The 17,510-nt window shown below is 61.8% G+C and carries 20 protein-coding genes; 3 read left to right on the forward strand and 17 right to left on the reverse strand.

Annotation, left to right across the window (positions count from 1 at the left end; translation table 11 throughout):
• Window positions 1-57: 57 nt before the first annotated feature.
• From O7A60_RS20200 to rpoZ, 13 genes are all read right to left on the reverse strand, one after another.
• Window positions 58-576, reverse strand: a complete 519-nt coding sequence (locus tag O7A60_RS20200; RefSeq protein ID WP_337107730.1) for a PaaI family thioesterase — start codon at window positions 574-576, stop codon at window positions 58-60.
• Window positions 573-1,349 carry a DNA repair protein RecO gene (gene recO / locus O7A60_RS20205; protein WP_337107731.1) on the reverse strand — a complete coding sequence of 259 codons (777 nt, stop codon included), beginning with the start codon at window positions 1,347-1,349 and terminating at the stop codon, window positions 573-575. The genes O7A60_RS20200 and recO overlap by 4 nt, the downstream gene beginning before the upstream one ends.
• A 130-nt stretch (window positions 1,350-1,479) precedes the next feature.
• Window positions 1,480-2,640: a porin gene (locus O7A60_RS20210; RefSeq protein ID WP_337107732.1), complete on the reverse strand. Its 1,161-nt coding sequence runs from the start codon at window positions 2,638-2,640 to the stop codon at window positions 1,480-1,482.
• A 499-nt stretch (window positions 2,641-3,139) separates the two neighbouring features.
• On the reverse strand, window positions 3,140-4,030 hold the full coding sequence (locus O7A60_RS20215; RefSeq protein WP_337107733.1) for an aminoglycoside phosphotransferase family protein: 891 nt from the start codon (window positions 4,028-4,030) through the stop codon (window positions 3,140-3,142).
• A 40-nt stretch (window positions 4,031-4,070) separates the two neighbouring features.
• The gene (gene era, locus O7A60_RS20220; protein ID WP_337107734.1) at window positions 4,071-4,991 is read right to left on the reverse strand and encodes a GTPase Era; all 921 of its coding nucleotides are present in this window, start codon (window positions 4,989-4,991) and stop codon (window positions 4,071-4,073) included.
• A complete protein-coding gene (rnc, locus tag O7A60_RS20225; RefSeq protein WP_337107735.1) occupies window positions 4,988-5,713 on the reverse strand; it encodes a ribonuclease III in 726 nt (241 codons plus the stop codon). Before rnc ends, era begins: the two co-directional genes overlap by 4 nt.
• Before the next feature lie 4 nt (window positions 5,714-5,717).
• Window positions 5,718-6,467 (reverse strand): signal peptidase I, encoded by a 750-nt coding sequence (gene lepB, locus O7A60_RS20230; protein WP_027144187.1) that lies wholly within the window; start codon window positions 6,465-6,467, stop codon window positions 5,718-5,720.
• A 78-nt stretch (window positions 6,468-6,545) separates the two neighbouring features.
• Window positions 6,546-6,959, reverse strand: coding sequence for a holo-ACP synthase (acpS, locus tag O7A60_RS20235; RefSeq protein ID WP_015318576.1), 414 nt, complete (start codon window positions 6,957-6,959; stop codon window positions 6,546-6,548).
• A complete protein-coding gene (locus tag O7A60_RS20240) occupies window positions 6,956-7,555 on the reverse strand; it encodes a DUF2062 domain-containing protein (RefSeq protein ID WP_337107736.1) in 600 nt (199 codons plus the stop codon). Before O7A60_RS20240 ends, acpS begins: the two co-directional genes overlap by 4 nt.
• A 262-nt stretch (window positions 7,556-7,817) precedes the next feature.
• A complete protein-coding gene (locus tag O7A60_RS20245; protein WP_337107737.1) occupies window positions 7,818-8,198 on the reverse strand; it encodes a VOC family protein in 381 nt (126 codons plus the stop codon).
• Window positions 8,199-8,208: 10 nt separating this feature from the next.
• A complete protein-coding gene (gene pyrE, locus O7A60_RS20250) occupies window positions 8,209-8,787 on the reverse strand; it encodes an orotate phosphoribosyltransferase (RefSeq protein ID WP_337107738.1) in 579 nt (192 codons plus the stop codon).
• Between the two features lie 24 nt (window positions 8,788-8,811).
• A complete protein-coding gene (locus O7A60_RS20255; RefSeq protein WP_027144191.1) occupies window positions 8,812-11,040 on the reverse strand; it encodes a RelA/SpoT family protein in 2,229 nt (742 codons plus the stop codon).
• A 259-nt stretch (window positions 11,041-11,299) separates the two neighbouring features.
• Entirely contained in the window at window positions 11,300-11,701 is a 402-nt protein-coding gene (rpoZ, locus tag O7A60_RS20260) for a DNA-directed RNA polymerase subunit omega (RefSeq protein ID WP_027144192.1), read from the reverse strand.
• 282 nt (window positions 11,702-11,983) lie between these two features.
• On the opposite strand from rpoZ, the gene O7A60_RS20265 reads away from it, so the two are divergent.
• Together O7A60_RS20265 and O7A60_RS20270 are read left to right on the forward strand one after the other, a co-directional pair.
• Window positions 11,984-12,565: a LabA-like NYN domain-containing protein gene (locus tag O7A60_RS20265; RefSeq protein WP_027144193.1), complete on the forward strand. Its 582-nt coding sequence runs from the start codon at window positions 11,984-11,986 to the stop codon at window positions 12,563-12,565.
• Window positions 12,566-12,576: 11 nt separating this feature from the next.
• A complete protein-coding gene (locus O7A60_RS20270) occupies window positions 12,577-13,233 on the forward strand; it encodes a uracil-DNA glycosylase (protein WP_337107739.1) in 657 nt (218 codons plus the stop codon).
• A gap of 32 nt (window positions 13,234-13,265) precedes the next feature.
• Here the strand turns inward: O7A60_RS20270 and O7A60_RS20275 are convergent, their stop codons facing one another.
• Window positions 13,266-13,739, reverse strand: a complete 474-nt coding sequence (locus O7A60_RS20275; protein WP_337107829.1) for an Lrp/AsnC family transcriptional regulator — start codon at window positions 13,737-13,739, stop codon at window positions 13,266-13,268.
• 145 nt (window positions 13,740-13,884) lie between these two features.
• Here O7A60_RS20275 and O7A60_RS20280 point away from each other — a divergent pair, with 145 nt between their 5' ends.
• Window positions 13,885-14,808, forward strand: a complete 924-nt coding sequence (locus tag O7A60_RS20280; protein WP_337107740.1) for a DMT family transporter — start codon at window positions 13,885-13,887, stop codon at window positions 14,806-14,808.
• Window positions 14,809-14,869: 61 nt separating this feature from the next.
• On the opposite strand, the gene O7A60_RS20285 is transcribed toward O7A60_RS20280, so the two are convergent.
• The 3 genes from O7A60_RS20285 to dapA form a co-directional block, all read right to left on the reverse strand.
• On the reverse strand, window positions 14,870-15,580 hold the full coding sequence (locus tag O7A60_RS20285) for a glycoside hydrolase family 25 protein (RefSeq protein WP_337107741.1): 711 nt from the start codon (window positions 15,578-15,580) through the stop codon (window positions 14,870-14,872).
• A gap of 74 nt (window positions 15,581-15,654) precedes the next feature.
• On the reverse strand, window positions 15,655-16,134 hold the full coding sequence (smpB, locus tag O7A60_RS20290; protein ID WP_027144197.1) for an SsrA-binding protein SmpB: 480 nt from the start codon (window positions 16,132-16,134) through the stop codon (window positions 15,655-15,657).
• 242 nt (window positions 16,135-16,376) lie between these two features.
• On the reverse strand, window positions 16,377-17,258 hold the full coding sequence (gene dapA, locus O7A60_RS20295; protein ID WP_337107830.1) for a 4-hydroxy-tetrahydrodipicolinate synthase: 882 nt from the start codon (window positions 17,256-17,258) through the stop codon (window positions 16,377-16,379).
• Window positions 17,259-17,510 lie beyond the last annotated feature (252 nt).

Consider the following 17,510-nt stretch of genomic DNA (forward strand, 5'->3'; position numbering starts at 1 on the left):
TTTCACTGACGTTTCGTCTCATTGACATTCAAATGCGGCGGCCAAACGGCTGAAAACTCAACGTGCCGCCAGATTGGCGGCTGGAAATATCGAACATGTCTCGGTGCCGAAAGCCAGCAGTTTGCCGCTGGCGTCCTTCAGCGTCGCTTCCGAAACGGCAAGCGTGCGGCCCTTGTGGACCACCCTGCCTTCGCAGACGACCTCGCCGGTCCTCGGCGTTATCGGCCGCGTGAGGTTCACCTTGAACTCCGCCGTCGTGTAGGCCTCGCCCTTGTCGAGCAACGTCTGTACTGCGCAGGCCAACGCCGAATCGAGCAGCGTCGCCGCCCAGCCGCCATGAACGCCACCCAGCGGGTTGAGGTGACGTTCGTTCGGCACGCCGCGGAATACGGCGCGACCTTCCGATACTTCGGTCAACGCGAAGCTGAGCTGGAAGGAGATCGGCGGTGCCGGATATTTGCCGTCGATGATTCGCTGAAGCAATTCCAGGCCGGTGTATTTCAGGATGTCGGCGTGAGGAATGGTGCCGAGGCCGAGCGGCGAGACCCGGCCTGGATAAAGTTCGACTTCGCTCATCTGATGATTTCTCTGGCCGCGTTCTCTCCGGCGATGGGCTTGTGCGCTGCGTGGTGCTTGCGCAACGCTGCAAGAAAACCGGCGCGCGCGTCGGGCTGATCGATGCCGCGCGGCTCGTAGACATGGCGGGTGAAGAAGAAACCGGTCAAGCGGAAGGCGTCCGCGACCGCCGCATGATTCGCGCGCAGGCCGGAGCCGCGCTGCAGAAATGCAGGCAGCACCAGCATCTTGTCGTGCCACGGCGCGCCGGCTTCACGCGACACCGCGCGTCCCGATTTCGGCGAGACATAGGCAAGGTCCTGTTTGGTGCCGGTGGCGGCGCATTGGCTGAGATCGAGGCCAAAGCCGAGTTCATCGAGGATCAGAAGTTCGAAACGCGCCACCAGCTCGCCGGCGGCGTCGGCATCGTCCAGGTGGACGATCATCACCGAAAGCGCCTCGTAAAGGCCCCCATGGGCATCACGCTCGGGCAGCAGGCGCAGATGCGCCGCCATCGTCTGAAGGCCGTAGACGGCGATGGCACTGTCCATCAGCCGGGCGGCGTTCATCTCGATCGCTTCGGCCTGGAAGGTACCCAGATGCTCGTCAAGGCGCGCACGCCACAAGAGATCGACGCGATTGCCGGGCTGGAGAACGGGTTGCAGCTTGCGCGAGCGGCCGCCACGCACGAGGCCGAGATGACGGCCATGGGCACGCGTCATCACCTCGAGAATGGCGCTGGTTTCGCCATGCTTGCGGGTGCCGAGAATGATTCCCTCGTCGCGCCATTCCATATCACGAGCTTTTCACCGATCGGGTGGCGAAATCAAGGTATGGGCCTGAGCGCCTGGGCCGTCCCCCGCAACAACGCATAAAAAGCCGCCCGCAGCGATGTGCTGCGGGCGGTTGGTGAGGTCAGTCGATTTAGAAGCTGCGCTGGAAACGGACGATGCCGCCGACGCTGTCCTTCTTGTCGGCCTTGGACCAGTTGCCGTAGATGGAGGGATTGCCGAAATTGCCGTAGTGATCCCAGTCGACTTCGGTCGTGATCGTGAAGCCCGGGACGATCGTGTAGGCGACGTTCGCGGCAAGAGCGTAGTTCTTGTCGTCGTCAGCCGAAGCCTGGACGTTGAACGAGGTCTTCTCGTTGAACTTGTAGGTACCGCCGCCCCAGACAGCCCAGTTGCCGCCCCACGGCTTGTACTGGCCACGGCCATGTGCGTCGATGGCATTGTGGGCGTCGTCCGTGAGGTTGTCGTCGGTGCCGTAGCCGCCCATGATGAACAGCGACAGTTCCTTGCTGACGTTGACGTCCAAGCGAACCTTGCCGGCCACTTCCTCGTAGTTGCTGTCATAAGCGACGACGCCTGTGATCGCACCCCAGTCGCCCTTGTACTTCAAGCCGCCGACGACATGAGGAACATAGCTGTCGATCGTGTTAGCACCGGTGCCTTCTTCGAGCGAGACCACACCCGTGAAGCCGCTGCCAGCGTCGAAGTAGTACTGGACGACGTTGGTGTCCTTGATGCCATAGGGGATGATCGTGTCCTGAATGACGTTGCCGGCGTAACCGATGAACTGGTCGTATGCCGTCTCGTCCTTACCGACGCGCAGGCCACCGAGCTGGATCCAGGCGAAATTGAGGCTGGTGGTCTTGTTGCCGGCCTGCCAGGAGGTCGAGGCGCTTCCATCATAGTCGCCAGAGGAGTTGCCGAACTGGAAGCGGGTCTCGGTGAAGGTCTTCAGCGTGCCGAGCTCGGTTTCCTGGCCGGTATACGTCCGCAGCGTGAAGCGCATATTTTTGTAGTAGGTGTCGTGGTTTCCGCCGTCCATGTGATCGCGAACGTTGTTGACGCCATCAAACGTGCCGGAATCGCCGACGCCAATGTCGTAGCGGAGATAGCCGCCGATGCGCAGGCAGGTTTCGGTGCCCGGGATGTAGAAATAGCCGGCGCCGTAGACGTCACAGATCTTAACGTATTCGGCCGGTTCCGGTTCGGCGACGACGACAGCGTCCGCGGCGCGTGCGCCGGACACCGCGATCAGTGCCGCGGCTGAGCCGAGAAGAAGGCTCTTGATGTTCATTTTCTGACCTCTCCAGTCAAGTTATTAAAATGGCTTCCGAATTGTGGCTGGCGGATATGTTTTCCCGCCTCACCCCCACAATGAAAAAAGGCTCGCATCGCGTCCCCTTTTCGCGGCGAACATACCCACCAATCTTCCGCCTTCAATGACAATTCCGCAAATATGCCGGATTCACGCCACAGATTAAATCTTTGTTGCACAAATAACACTGACCGATTCAGGTCAATTTTCAAATCGGCACAAATGGCACATCGTCATCTTTATGTAATAATCCCAGATATCTTTTTACTTTAGACTCTAAGCTTCCAGTTTTTATTCCATTGTTTGCAAAGTCAATTGTGCACTGAATCTAACAAGTCTCGAATGAGTTATTTTTTCAACATAATCTGGTCAATTTCTTGAGCGCTCAACCGACGATAGAGGCCCACCCGAAAGCTGCCGGGACAGCAGGTTTTTTGATCCATCAGCGCCACCCGATGACGGCGCCACGCGTCTCGCCTCATGCCTGGCGCTCGCGATCGATCAGCACCGCATCGATCACTCGCCACGATTCTTCGATCTCGGCCGAGGCCACGTCTATGTGCCCGGCGGCGGTGATCAATGCCTTCCATAGCGCCCAGCCGCGCCCGCGCGCCCAGGTCGCTTCATCTGCCGCGAGGCAGGCGCGAAACGTGTCCCGGCTTTCGCCTTCGAACAGCGTCCAGGCAATTGCCAGATCGCAGGCTGGATCGCCGACACCGGAGGTGCCGAAATCGATCACGGCGCTCAACCTGCCCTTTTCGACCAGGAGGTTGGCCCGGCTGACATCGCCATGGAACCAGACGGGCGGACTTTCCCAGGCCGCGGCAAGGGCCATCTCCCAGACGGCGGTGGCGGCGCCGGCATCGATGCGGCTGCCGAGCGCCGAGATCGATTGCCTTGTCTCGCCGTCATAGACCGTCAGCGGTCCGCCGCGAAAGAAATTGTGCTGCCCAGGCGCGGGCCCATCGGTAGCGTCCACCTGTTTCAACGCAACCAGGAACCGAGCCAGGTCCGCCGCGAATTCCGACAGATTTGCGATACGTTCCCGTTTCGCGATCTCGCCCTCGATCCAGCCATAGACTGACCAATGCCAGGGATAGCCCTCGGCCGGAACGCCCATCGCCAGCGGTACGGGAATGGGCAGTGGCAGCAGCGGCGCCAATCTCGGCAACCAGCGATGTTCCTTTTCCACTTGCAGGGCGTAGGCGGCGGCGCTCGGCAATCGCACGGTCATCTCGTCGCCGAGATGAAAGGTCCTGTTGTCCCAGCCGCCAAAATCAACCGGCCTGACCGCAAGATTCTTCCAATGCGGGAATTGCGCGGCAATCAGCCGGCGCACCAAGGCGGCATCGATCGCTACCTCAAGCATGATCTTTCCCGAAAACGGCGCTCACTTCTCGGGATCACGCCTAGTGCGGAAACTCCAACCCCATCTCGCGATAGCGCTCGGGGTCGTCGCCCCAATTCTCGCGCACTTTCACGAACAGGAACAGGTGCACCTTCTGCTCCAATATGCCTGATATTTCCATCCGCGCGGCCTGCCCGATGGCGCGGATGGTCTCGCCCTTGTGGCCGAGCACGATCTTCTTCTGGCTGTCGCGCTCGACAAAGATGGTCTGGTCGATGCGCACCGAACCGTCCTTCTTCTCTTCCCATTTCTCGGTCTCGATGTGCGAGGAATAGGGTAGTTCCTGATGCAGCCTGAGATAGAGCTTCTCGCGGGTGATCTCGGCCGCCAGCTGGCGCATAGGCAGGTCGGAAATCTGATCTTCCGGGTAGTACCACGGGCCGGCCGGCAGCGCCTGGGCCAAGTAGTCGAGCAGGTCCTTGCAGCCGGAGCCGGTCAGCGCCGAGACCATGAAGGTGCGCTGGAACGGCACTTTCTTGTTCGCTGCCGCGGACAGGGCGAGCAGCGCCTCATGCTTCACCCGATCGACCTTGTTGAGGATCAGCACCATCGGCTGGCGCACATCCTTCAGCCGTTCGAGGATCGCATCGGCGTCGCCCCTGATGCCGCGCTCGGCGTCGATCAGCAGCAGCACGATATCGGCATCCTTGGCGCCGCCCCAGGCGGTGGTCACCATCGCGGTGTCCAGCCGCCGCTTGGGCTTGAAGATGCCCGGTGTGTCGACAAAGACGATCTGCGCGTTGTCGTGCGTGGCGATACCGCGCACGATGGCGCGTGTCGTCTGCACCTTATGGGTGACGATCGAGACCTTGGCGCCGACCAGTTGGTTGACCAGCGTCGACTTGCCGGCATTGGGCGCGCCGATCAGCGCGACGAAGCCGGAATGCGTGACAGGAGCGGCTGCGGTGTCTTCGGCGGTCATGCCGCACTCCCTTCATGAACCCAGACGCCCTCGCGAACCAGAAGGGCGGCAGCGGCGGCCTGTTCGGCCTCGCGCTTGGAGCGGCCGCTGCCGGTTGCCGGCTGAAACGCGCCGACCTTGACGCTGACGGTAAACAGCGGATCGTGATCGGGGCCTTCCCGGCCGTCGATCTGATAGGCGGGAACAGCACTCGCCGCCTGATGCGCCCATTCCTGCAATTCGGTCTTGGCGTCGCGGCGCGCGGCACCCGAGGCCTGCGAACGCGGCTGCCAGTATCTATGGATGAACGCGCGGGCCGCTTCCAGACCACCATCGAGATACAGCACGGCGATGAGCGATTCCAGTGCGTCGGCGCGCAGGTTGACGCGCTTGCGTCCCTCGAGCCCGCGCACATCCGACCCGGCACGGATCAGGTCCGGCAGCCCGATATCTTCGGCGATGTCAGACAGCGCCTCGGCATTGACCAACGCATTGAGCCGCAGCGACAACTCCCCTTCCGCGGCATCGGGAAAGGCAGCCAGCAGCATATCGGCGACAACAAGACCAAGAACCCGGTCGCCGAGGAATTCGAACCGCTCATAATCGGCGCCCGCATTGGCGCCTCGCGCACTGGCATGGGTAAGCGCACGCTGCAGGCGCTGGCGGTCGGCAAAGGCATGGCCCGTGCGTTCCGCAAGCGCTTCGGCGAGCGCATCGGCGGTCAACCTTTTTGGTGCCGCCATGATCCTAGTTGACGAAATGGAACAGGCGCGAGGCGCGCATCAGCGACGGCCATTTCCAGATTTCGAGCGGGCTTGCCTTGCCGGCGATCGAGAAGAAGACAAGGTTGGCGCGGCCGACCAGGTTCTCGGCCGGAACATAGCCGACGGTGAAGCGGCTGTCGGCGGAATTGTCCCTGTTGTCGCCCATCATGAAATAGTGGCCCGGGGGAACGTCGAATTCGCGGGTGTTGTCGCCAATCGAGTTCGGCGACAGGTCGAGCGTGTCGTAGCTGACGCCGTCGGGCAGCGTCTCGCGATAGACATCGATCGGATAATCCTTTTCCGTGATGTCGGGATTGTCGATCTGGCCGGTCTTGACGCGCGGCACGCCGACGCCGTTGATGAAGACTTGGCCATCCTTCATCTGGATCTTGTCGCCGGGCAGGCCAATGACGCGCTTGATATAGTCGACGGACGGATCCGGCGGGAACTTGAACACCACCACGTCACCACGCTTGGGCTCGGAGCCCCAGATACGTCCTGAGAAAATGTCCGGTCCAAAAGGCAGCGAATAGCGTGAATAGCCGTAGGACCATTTGGTGACGAACAGATAGTCGCCTTCCAGAAGCGTCGGCCGCATGGAGCCCGACGGGATCGAGAACGGCTGGAACAGCAGCGTCCGAATGACCAGGGCGAGCAAAAGCGCCTGGACGATGACGCTGACGGTTTCGCCAAGCCCGCCGGATTTCTTCTGGGATTTTTCAGCCACGCTCATGTCGTCCTCGATTGTGCGTTGGATGGTATAGAGTCTCGGCGCGCGCTGGGCAACGTCAATGCCGGTCGTCAGATGCAATCAATGTGGCGCTTCTTCGACCGGTAGCGCTTCTATGATCACAAAGGCTTGAGCGAGCGGGAAATCATCCGTGATGGTGAGGTGGATCGCTGCCCGATGACCTTGCGGCAGGATCTTTTCCAGCCGCGCCAGCGCTCCGCCGGTCAGCGCCATCGTCGGCGCACCGCTGGGCAGGTTGACGACACCCATGTCACGCCAGAAGACCCCTTGCGCCAGACCGGTGCCCAGTGCCTTGGCGCAAGCCTCCTTGGCGGCAAAGCGCTTGGCGTAGGAAGCCGCGCGGGCGCGCCGGTTCTCCGAACGCGCCTGCTCCACCTCGGTGTAGATCCTCTGGATGAAGCGCTGGCCATGACGCTCAAGCGATTTCTCGATGCGTGTGATGTCGATCAGGTCGCTGCCGATGCCGATGATCATTGGGTGGCGGAACCGATGCTTCCGCCGGGATGAGGCGAATGCTCACGGCGTCTCGCGCGCTCTGCCAGCCGCTTGCGCCTCTGTTCGCGGAAGACATTCATGCCCCAGCGCGTGATGCCGTAGAATACCAGGCCGAACACGAGCCCGAGCGGCACCGCCCCGATCAGCATCGGCTCCAGTACGGGATGCCATAGTTTGGCGAAGGAAAGCTTGTGCATCATTTCGCCCAGATGCGCCGGCGGGCCATGCGTAGGCAGGCGATCGCGCAAGATGAGCTTGCCGGTTTCCCAGGACGCGCCCCACAAGAGCGGAAAGGTCAGCGGATTGCCGAAAAACACGGCTCCGAGAGCCGCTGCCACCAGATTGCCGGCGATCACCCAACACAGAACGGCGGCGATGATGAAGTGGAAACCAACGGGGAAGAACGAAGCAAAGACACCTGCCGCGACGCCAGCCGCCACCGCATGCGGGGTGGCCTTCAGCCGCAGGATGCGCTTGGAGAAATATTGAAGCGAGCGCGAAAACGAACGGCGCGGCCACAGATAGGTGCGCACCCGCTCGAAAAGACCATCAGGTTTGCGGCGACGAAAAAGCACTCTCTTCCTATTCCCGACAATTCACAGCTTACAGGCCCGCTGTTTCCAGCCGGACTTCGACCACCACATCTTGCGCTTTACGGTCGCCAGAAGGCAATCGCGACTTTGATATAGCCATCCGCAACCCCGACAACAACTGGAGGCCGTCCGCGCAGCGGCCGCACCGCCAAATTCGGGTAAGGTCCGTCTCCTCCAACATCGGACAATCGCGGCGAATTTGAGAAGTGGTTTCGGCTAATTGTCGCAGCCGATGATCGATATGCTACCGCGGGTACTGGCTGACTTCGACAAGGTTGCCATCCGGATCGCGGAAGTAGACCGACATCATCGGCCCCTGCGCGCCGATGCGTTCGACCGGCCCGAGTTCCACCATTACGTGATTGGCTTCGAGGCCGGCAAGGAATTCATCGAGCGGCCGGTCGGTGATCAGGCAGAAGTCACCGGATCCGGGCGTCGGCGACTTCGCCTTCGGCTCGAAGGTGCGGCTGATCTCGTGGACATTGATCTTCTGGTTGCCGAAGGCAAGTGCCGTCGGCCGGCCCGGCGTGTCGACGCGTTCGAAGCCCAGCACGCGCTGATAAAAGGCGCAGGTCGCGTCGAGCGACACCACCGTCAGCACGAAATGATCGATACCGACGATCAATGCGACCTCCTCAGATGTTGCGGCTGCCCGGCTTGATGGCCGGGATGGCGGCAAGCTCCGGCGGCAACCTGTCCGGCGGATAGGCTGGGACCTCATATTCGGCAAGCGCGATCAGCGGCACGCCGACATGGGTCTTGCCGGCCGATCGGTCGATGATGCAGGCGGCCGCGACCACCTCTGCACCAAGGGCGCGCAGGCAATCGATGGTTTCGCGGATCGACAATCCGGTGGTGACGATGTCCTCGACGATGACGACGCGCGCGCCTCGGTCAATCTCGAAGCGCCGCAGGCGGAACTCGCCCCCTTCCCGCTCCACCCAGATCGCCGGCACGCCAAGGTGGCGCGAAGTTTCGTAAGCCGGGATCAGCCCGCCGATCGCCGGCCCGACGATATAGTCGATCTTGCCTTTGATCGCGGCGCGGATCTTCTCGGCCAGCGCCTTGCACAGCCGCTCGGTCTTGTCGGCATGCATGAACACCCGTGCCTTCTGCAGGAAGACTGGACTGCGCAGGCCCGACGTGAGGATGAAATGACCCTCCAGAACAGCGCCAGCCTCACGGAATATGCCCAGCACTTCGTCGGTATTCATCTCGTCCCCCATGGTCGGCTATCGCTAGCCATTGACGCGCCGCGCATCGCTGACGCTCGAATTGTCCTTGAGCTGCGACAGCAGCCGGTTGAGATGCTTCAGGTCCCAGACTTCGAGATCGATCAGCATTTCGGTGAAATCGGGCGCGGTGCGCACCATCGACAGCGTATGGATGTTGGCGTCGTTGGAGGCAACGACCTGGGCGATGTCGGCAAGCGAGCCCGGCGCGTTGATGGCGGTGACCGAGACGCGCGCGGGAAACCGTTCCTTGGTGCGTTCGTCGATGTCCCAACGTACGTCGATCCAGCGCTCCGGCTGGTCATCGAAAGCCTGCAGCGCCGGCGACTGGATCGGGTAAATGGTGATGCCGGTGCCCGGCTGGACGATGCCGACGATACGGTCGCCAGGGACCGCGCCTTCCGGCGCGAAGCGCACCGGCAGGTCGCCGCGCACACCACGGATCGGCACCGCGCCGGCGCCTGGCTGGTCCTTGTCCTTGCGCGCGGCCCGGCCCGGAATCTGGAACAGCATGCCGGCGGCGTTGCGGATCTTCGACCAGCCCTCCTCGCGCTGTTTGGGAGCCGCGGGGGTGACGCGCTCGTCCTTGTAGTCAGGGAAGACCGCCTTCATGACATCGGTGGAAGCCAGTTCGCCGCGACCGACGGACGCCAGCACATCCTCGATGTCCTTGCGCGCCAACCGGTGCAGGACGGGCTTCAGGCTTTCCTTGGTGAAGGTCTTGCCGGCTCGTTCGAAGGCACGCTCCAGAATACGCGCGCCAAGGCCGGAATACTGCTTGCGGATCGCATTCTTGGTAGCGCGGCGGATGGCGGCGCGCGCCTTGCCGGTGACGACGACCGATTCCCACGCGGCCGGCGGCACCTGCGCCTTGGAGCGGATGATCTCGACCTCGTCGCCATTCTTCAGTTCCGTCATCAGCGGCATGATGCGGCCGTTGACCTTGGCGCCGACGCAGGTATCGCCGACATCGGTGTGGACGGCATAGGCGAAATCGATCGGCGTGGCGCCGCGCGGCAAGGCAATCAGCATGCCCTTCGGCGTGAAGCAGAACACCTGGTCCTGGAACAGCTCCAGCTTGGTGTTCTCGAGGAAATCTTCCGGGTTGTCGCCCTCTGCCAGCTGCTCGATGGTGCGCCGCAGCCAGGCATAGGCATTGGTCTCCTTCGAGATCGCGTGCACGGCGCCGTTCGTCTTGCCCCCGGTGTCCTTGTAGATCGAATGGGCGGCGACGCCATATTCAGCGATCTTGTTCATCTCGCGGGTGCGTATCTGCAGCTCGACGCGCTGGCGCGAAGGACCGACGATGGTGGTGTGGATCGAACGGTAGTCGTTCTGTTTCGGCGTCGAGATGTAATCCTTGAAACGGCCGGGCACCATCGACCAGGTGGTGTGGATGGCCCCCAGCGCGCGATAGCAGTCTTCGACGGAGTCGACCACGACGCGGAAGCCGAAAATGTCCGACAATTGCTCGAAGGACAGCGCCTTGGCCTCCATCTTGCGGAACACCGACCACGGCTTCTTCTGGCGGCTTTTGACGCCGGCCTTGATGGCGTGTTTCTCGAACAGGCCCGAAAGAGCCTTCTCGATCTCGGACAACACATCCTTGTTGCGCTCGAAGATTTCGGCGAGCCGGGCGGTAACGGCGCGATAGGCTTCCGGATTGATGAAGCGGAAGGCTATCTCCTCCAGCTCCTCGCGCATACCTTGCATGCCCATGCGCCCGGCCAAGGGCGCATAGATGTCCATCGTTTCCTCGGCGATGCGCAGGCGCTTGGCCTCCGGCATATGGTCGAGGGTGCGCATGTTGTGCAGGCGGTCGGCGAGCTTGACGAGGAGCACGCGGACATCTTCCGAGATCGCCAGCAGAAGCTTGCGCAGGTTTTCCGCCTGCTCCGCCTTCTTCGACACGAGGTCGAGCTTCTTCAGCTTGGTCAGGCCTTCGACCAGCTTGCCCATTTCTGGACCGAACAGCTCATCGATCTCGGCCCTGGTCGCCGTGGTGTCCTCGATGGTGTCGTGCAGCAGGGCGACGGCGATCGTGGCCTCATCCATATGCATTTCGGTGAGGATGGCTGCGACTTCGAGCGGATGCGAGAAATAGGGGTCGCCGGAAGCGCGCTTCTGGTGGCCATGCTTCTGCATGGCGTAGACGTAGGCCTTGTTGAGCAACGCCTCGTTGACGTCAGGCTTGTAGCGCTGGACGCGCTCGACAAGCTCATACTGACGCATCATGGGCGGAATCTCTCGGCGATGAAATGAATCATGCGCCGCACTGCTGTACGGCGCATGTCATAGATAGCCACGAAACCGCCGGGACGGAAGTGCCGGAAGATTGTTCCAGCCAATTCCAAAGGGCTTTTCAGAATTCGCTCAGCCGAGCCGGATAGCGTAGTTTTCGAGAACCGGAGCGGAGCGGACATTTGGGTCCGTGAGCACCGGAAGCGCAGAAAACTGCGCTAGGCGGCCGGCTGGGTAGAATTATCAAAAGCTCTTAGTAGTCGTCGCTCTTTTCCGGGGGAACCAGACCTTCGATGCCGGCCAGCAGGTCTTCCTCGGTCATGCGATCGAAGGTGACGTTGTCCTCGGTGTCGTCCGCATCGGCGGCGGCAACAGCACCGCCAGTCTGGTCGGCGATCACTTCGCCATCGGCTTCGGGCTCGTCGACCTCGACATGCTTCTGCAGCGAATGGATCAGATCTTCCTTGAGATCGTCGGGCGACAGCGTCTCGTCGGCAATCTCGCGCAGCGCGATGACCGGGTTCTTGTCGTTGTCGCGCGGCACGGTGATCTGCGCTCCCTGGCTGATCTGACGAGCGCGGTGGCCGGCCAGAAGCACCAGCTCGAAGCGGTTGTCGACCTTGTCGATGCAATCTTCAACGGTTACGCGGGCCATGGATTGCCCCTTTCATGCCTGGATGTAATGGAAAACAGGCGCGGTCCATAACCCGAACAGCACCAAAATACAAGCATCATGGCAATGCGTGCCCACAGGGCAGCCCGCGTCCACGGTTCGGCGCCGCGATCACAATTGCTTGCAGTGCGCCACGCGCCCTTGGATTGCCACCAAACTGGCGTTATCTCGGTTGGTCCAAGGTCGGCCGGTTTATTATGGACCTGACCGCTCGTCGCTACCGCATTTCGTTAGACGGCCGTTATTTCGAAAAGGACTATTTCCATGTTCGATCCCCGTGAAAAAATCGCCCTGTTCATCGACGGCGCCAATCTCTACGCCACCTCACGCGCGCTCGGGTTCGACATCGACTATCGCAAGCTTTTGGCGAGCTTCCACAAGCGCGGTTACCTGCTGCGCGCCTATTATTACACCGCGCTGGTGGAGGACCAGGAATACTCCTCGATCCGGCCGCTGATCGACTGGCTCGACTATAACGGCTTCAAGGTGGTGACCAAGCCGGCCAAGGAATTCACCGACTCGACCGGCCGCCGCAAGATCAAGGGCAATATGGACATCGAGCTCACCGTCGATGCACTGGAACTCGCCGACGTTGTCGACCACTATGTCATATTCTCCGGAGACGGCGATTTCCGCACGCTGGTCGAGGCGCTGCAACGGCGTGGCCGAAAGGTGTCGATCGTCTCGACCATGGCCTCGCAGCCGCCGATGATCTCAGATGACCTGCGCCGCCAGGCGGACCATTTCATCGACCTGGCGACGCTGAAGAACGAAGTCGGTCGCGATCCCTCGGAGCGGCCCGTAAGGCGGCCCGAACCGGCTGAAGTCGATGAGGACGACTACTGAGGCCGGTCGACTTGACCGCCCTCCCCGCTTCCGAACCCAGCCGCGACTGCCCTCTCTGCCAGCGGTTGCATGACTTCATCGCCGAATGGCGGCAGCGCGAGCCGTCCTGGTTCAACGCGCCGGTGCCGACCTTCCTGCCATTGGGCGGCGAAGATACCGTCCGGCTTCTGATCGTCGGTCTGGCGCCTGGCTTGCGCGGCGCCAACCGCACCGGGCGCCCGTTCACCGGTGACTATGCGGGCGACCTGCTCTACTCGACGCTGATTGCCCACGGCTTCGCACGCGGCGAGTTCAAGGCGCGGCCCGATGATGGGCTGGAGCTCGTCGGCACGGCGATCACCAACGCGGTGCGCTGCGTGCCGCCGGAGAACAAGCCGGTGGGTGCAGAGATCGCCACATGCCGGACATTTTTGGTGCCGACGATCGCTCGCTTTCCCAACCTGCGCGCCGTGCTCGCGCTGGGATCGATCGCGCACCAGTCAACCGTACGGGCATTGGGCGGGCGCGTCGCCGCCTACCCGTTCAAACATGGCGGGCAATTGCCGGCCGGCGGCATTACGCTGTTTTCGAGCTATCATTGCTCACGTTACAACACCAATACCGGCGTGTTGACCGAAGACATGTTCGTCAGGGTGTTCAGCGAGATCGAGGCATTCCTGAAGAATTGAGGATCGGACACCGGGCGGTATCCCGTGCCTGCTCACACCGGCAGCAGGGCATCCGGTTTCACGTCGCCGATGGATGCATAAGTATGCGTTTCCTTCACTCCCGGCAGGGGCAGGATGACGCGTTTGAGAAAGTCCTGATAGTCAGCCATCTCGGCAATGCGCGCCTTCACGAGATAGTCGAAGCCGCCGACGACCATGTGGCATTCCAGAACCTCGGGCGCCTTTGCGACTGCCTCTGCGAAGCGGTCAAAGATATGCGGGGCCGTGTGATCGAGCCGCACCTCGATGAAAACAAGCATGCCGCGGCCAATCTTTGCCGGATTGAGCACCGCTCTGACGGCTGTGATGAACCCGTCGCGGAACAGGCGCTTCACGCGCTGGCTGGCGCCGGTAGGCGACAGGCCGACGCGCGCGGCCAGGTCAAGCGTGGTGCGGCGTCCATCTTCCTGCAGCAGTCGCAGAAGAGTGCGGTCGATGGCGTCCAGGTCGCCAGATTCAGAATTCACGTTCAAGCCACCTCTTTTGCGTGAATTACACTTGAAGTTGCGAAAAACAGCGTATTTCGTCGGGGCCATTTCGGCAATAGGCTGCGCTTCGTCGCGAGGTTGGGGCTATCTCCTCCTGGCGACAAAATATGACGGCAGAACTGACATGGCGGACGGACGAGACACGGCAAACACAAGACTGGCGGTGATCGCCGGCCTCGTCATGATCGCCATCTATGCGGCGCAGTTCGTCGCCGCCCGCTTCAGCCTCAGGGAGCATCTGACGCCCACCGACATGGCCAGCCTGCGCTTTGCCGGTGCCGGCGTGGTGTTCCTGCCGATCGTCTGGTGGCGCGGCCTGGCGACCCTGAAGGCGCTGGGCTGGCGACGTGGACTGACGTTGGCGGCACTGGCCGGTTTGCCCTACCCACTCATCATCAACTGGGGCCTGACCTATGCGCCCGCCGCCCATGGCGCGGCACTTTGCCCGGCCTCGATCGTGTTCTTCTCATTCCTGCTGTCCTTGTTCAGGGAAAGTGCTTCGCGGCAGCGGGTCATCGGTGTCGTCACGATCATCGCTGGGCTGCTGCTGTTCATCGCGCCGGCGCGCAGCGGTGCCGGCGACGTCCTCTTCGGCGATCTGCTGTTCATCGGATCGGGCGCGATGTTTTCCGCCTATGCGGCTCTTGTGCAGCGATGGCGCGTCGAACCCGTCACCGCAACCGCGACCGTCGTGATCTTGTCGTGCCTGCCGCTGCCGCTTCTCTGCCTGTTGGCACCAAGCGGCCTCCATGCCGCCGCAGGCGCCGAAATCGCCAGCCAGATCGTCATTCAAGGTCTTCTCGCGGGCGCTGCCGCAATGTTCCTCTACACTTACATTGTCGACCGATTGGGCTCGCAGGCTGCATCGCTGTTCCTGCCGGGTGTGCCGATCGCCACCGTGATGGTCGGCATGATCGTTCTTGGCGAGACCCCGCTGGCGATCCAATGCGTGGCCATCGCCATCATGGCCGCCGGGATGGGTTATTCGGCGACGGGTCGACGCAGCACCAGGGAAAATCTGGCTGTCCCGACATCAGTTGGATCGTGAATGGTTTCAGCGGCATGGCAGGCTTCCGAAGAACCGGCCGGCATCGGATCGGGTCTGTCCGTCAAGGTGCGGAGGCAAGCAGCGCCGCCAGTTTCTCCGGCCCACCCTGCAAAACGTTCAGGTCGACGTCCCCCTCTATGCCGTCCACGCGCCCCATGTTGTGGTACTGCCAGTAAATCCAGTCACGGCGGTCCGGCTCCATGAGGAGCGAGCGCAGCCAGAGTGGACGAGCGGCGATTTGCCCGGCATAGGCAGCCTCGGCTTCATCCGTCAGATAGATGATCGCCGGCTTGCCGAAGGCAGCCTCGACGGGTCCGAGGAAAGCCTCCAGTTCGGCATTCAGTTGCTCGGGCGACAGGCGCTGCGGACAGTTGCCCCCGAACTCGATGTCGACCACCGGCGGCAGCAATGGCTGATCGTGCGGCACCACCGAGATAAAATTCCTGGCCTGGTCGGCGCCCGGCCGGCAGAAGGTGAAGAAATGATAGGCGCCGACGGCGAGCCCGGCGGCGCGGGCCTCGCGCAGATTGCCGGCGAAGGCATTATCGACATGGTCGCCGCCTTCAGTCGCCTTGATGACGGCGAAAGCCACATCATCGGCGGCAACACGCCGCCAGTCGATCTTGCCCTGATGATGGGAGACGTCGATGCCCCGGACCGGATATTCGCCTCGGTCGGGGGAGTAGGTGTGGAAATAGACCACGGCGCCCACCACAACGACGCATGCCAGGGCAAGACTGGCCACGCCCCGGAGAACAATCCGCTTCTTCAAGACCATCCCCTGTAGGACTTGCCGTTGTTCGACCTTGAAGCCCGATCGTTGGCTTTTTTCAGGCTGTCACCTGATCACCCACGTTCCTTGAGCAGCCGCCCCTTTTCGCGCGACCAGTCGCGTTGCTTCTCGGTCTCGCGCTTGTCATGCAGTTTCTTGCCGCGGCCAACTGCAAGCAGCAGCTTGGCGCGCCCTTGGTCGTTGAAATAGATTTTCAGCGGCACCAGCGTCATGCCTTCGCGATCGACGCTCTGCGATAGTTTTGCCATCTCGCGCTTGTTGAGCAGCAGTTTGCGGCGCCGGCGCGGCTCGTGGTTGAAGCGATTGGCCTGCAGGTATTCCGGCAGATAGGAATTGATCAGCCAGATCTCGCCGCCTTCGACCGAGGCATAGCTGTCCTGGATGTTGGCCTGGCCCTGGCGCAGCGACTTGACCTCGGTTCCGGTCAGCACCAGGCCTGTCTCGATCGTGTCGAGCACTTCATAGGAAAACCGCGCCTTGCGGTTTTCCGCAACGGTCTTGTTGTTGGGATCGGCTTTTCTGACTTGGTTCATAACGTCTAGAATCCGTTTCGAAACTCGCTCCTGCGAGTCAGATGATGGTGCTACTAGAGCGCCGCGCGTTTTTAACGCGCAAAGGACGCTCTATCCGACTTTGCGCACGGTCCTTTCCGAAAGCGAAGTGCTTTCGGGGCCACGCGCGGAACCGGAGCGGAGCGTACATATAGTACGCGAGCACCGGAAGCGCAGGTGGCGCCTTCAGATGGCCGCAGGAGTAGAGGTTCCAAACGGACTCGTTAATTAATCAAGCCGGCGTGCTTCATGGCCGCATCGATCTTTTCGGCCGTCGACTGCTCGATGGTGACCAGCGGCGAACGCACGACGTTCTCGACCTTGCCCAGCTTCGACAACGCGTATTTGGCGCCGGACACGCCGGGCTCGATGAAGATCGCCTTGTGCAGCGGCAGCAAGCGGTCCTGCAGCTCCAGCGCCTTGGCACTGTCGCCGGAGAGCGTCGCTTCCTGGAACTCGGCGCACAGCCTTGGCGCAACGTTCGAGGTCACCGAAATGCAGCCGACGCCGCCATGTGCGTTGAAGCCGAGTGCTGAGGCATCCTCGCCGGAAAGCTGGATGAAATCCTTGCCGCAGGTCATGCGCTGCTCGGACACGCGCTCGACCTTGCCGGTCGCATCCTTGACGCCGACGATGTTCTTGAAGTCGTGCGCCAGCCGGCCCATCGTTTCCGGCGTCATGTCGATCACCGAGCGCGGCGGGATGTTGTAGATGATGATCGGCAGCTTGGTCGCCCTGGCGACGGCGGCGAAATGCTCGTAGAGGCCGCGCTGCGTCGGCTTGTTGTAGTAGGGCGTGACGACCAGGGCTGCATCGGCACCGGCCTTTTCGGCATATTGCACCAAACCTACCGCTTCCACGGTGTTATTGGAGCCAGCGCCGGCGACGACAGGCGCCCTGCCCTTGGCCACCTCGATGCAAACCTTGACGACATGGCGGTGCTCGTCATGCGACAGCGTCGGGGATTCGCCGGTGGTGCCTACCGGGACAAGGCCCGTGGTGCCTTCGCCAAGCTGCCATTCGACGAACGCGCGAAAGGCTTTCTCGTCGAAACGCCCGCTCTTTTCGAACGGTGTCACGAGCGCAGTAAGCGAGCCTCTCAGCATGTCGTCCAACTCCTTGGGACTTCTTGGTTCACGCATGTCGTGGTCCCAAAACCGGTATCCACTTTTGGGCGACATGCACTTTGTCGGTTATGCATGTCGTGGTCCCAAAACCGGTATCCACTTTTGGGCGACATGCACTTTGTCGGTTATGCATGTCGCTGCCCCAAAACCGGTATCCACTTTTGGGCGACATGCATCGGTGTTTTGTCGTGCGCGCCTTCTAACCGAAAGCGAAGCGGCGTACCATAGTCT

This window comes from Mesorhizobium salmacidum (SeqCode), assembly GCF_037179605.1.
GTDB lineage: Bacteria > Pseudomonadota > Alphaproteobacteria > Rhizobiales > Rhizobiaceae > Mesorhizobium > Mesorhizobium salmacidum.

Bases quoted from the DNA above. Each gene is read 5' to 3' on its own strand.
- O7A60_RS20200 (WP_337107730.1), bottom strand. From the start codon at position 576: ATGAGCGAAGTCGAACTTTATCCAGGCCGGGTCTCGCCGCTCGGCCTC.
- recO (WP_337107731.1), bottom strand. From the start codon at position 1,349: ATGGAATGGCGCGACGAGGGAATCATTCTCGGCACCCGCAAGCATGGC.
- O7A60_RS20210 (WP_337107732.1), bottom strand. From the start codon at position 2,640: ATGAACATCAAGAGCCTTCTTCTCGGCTCAGCCGCGGCACTGATCGCG.
- O7A60_RS20215 (WP_337107733.1), bottom strand. From the start codon at position 4,030: ATGCTTGAGGTAGCGATCGATGCCGCCTTGGTGCGCCGGCTGATTGCC.
- era (WP_337107734.1), bottom strand. From the start codon at position 4,991: ATGACCGCCGAAGACACCGCAGCCGCTCCTGTCACGCATTCCGGCTTC.
- rnc (WP_337107735.1), bottom strand. From the start codon at position 5,713: ATGGCGGCACCAAAAAGGTTGACCGCCGATGCGCTCGCCGAAGCGCTT.
- lepB (WP_027144187.1), bottom strand. From the start codon at position 6,467: ATGAGCGTGGCTGAAAAATCCCAGAAGAAATCCGGCGGGCTTGGCGAA.
- acpS (WP_015318576.1), bottom strand. From the start codon at position 6,959: ATGATCATCGGCATCGGCAGCGACCTGATCGACATCACACGCATCGAG.
- pyrE (WP_337107738.1), bottom strand. From the start codon at position 8,787: ATGAATACCGACGAAGTGCTGGGCATATTCCGTGAGGCTGGCGCTGTT.
- O7A60_RS20255 (WP_027144191.1), bottom strand. From the start codon at position 11,040: ATGATGCGTCAGTATGAGCTTGTCGAGCGCGTCCAGCGCTACAAGCCT.
- rpoZ (WP_027144192.1), bottom strand. From the start codon at position 11,701: ATGGCCCGCGTAACCGTTGAAGATTGCATCGACAAGGTCGACAACCGC.
- O7A60_RS20265 (WP_027144193.1), top strand. From the start codon at position 11,984: ATGTTCGATCCCCGTGAAAAAATCGCCCTGTTCATCGACGGCGCCAAT.
- O7A60_RS20280 (WP_337107740.1), top strand. From the start codon at position 13,885: ATGGCGGACGGACGAGACACGGCAAACACAAGACTGGCGGTGATCGCC.
- smpB (WP_027144197.1), bottom strand. From the start codon at position 16,134: ATGAACCAAGTCAGAAAAGCCGATCCCAACAACAAGACCGTTGCGGAA.
- dapA (WP_337107830.1), bottom strand. From the start codon at position 17,258: ATGCTGAGAGGCTCGCTTACTGCGCTCGTGACACCGTTCGAAAAGAGC.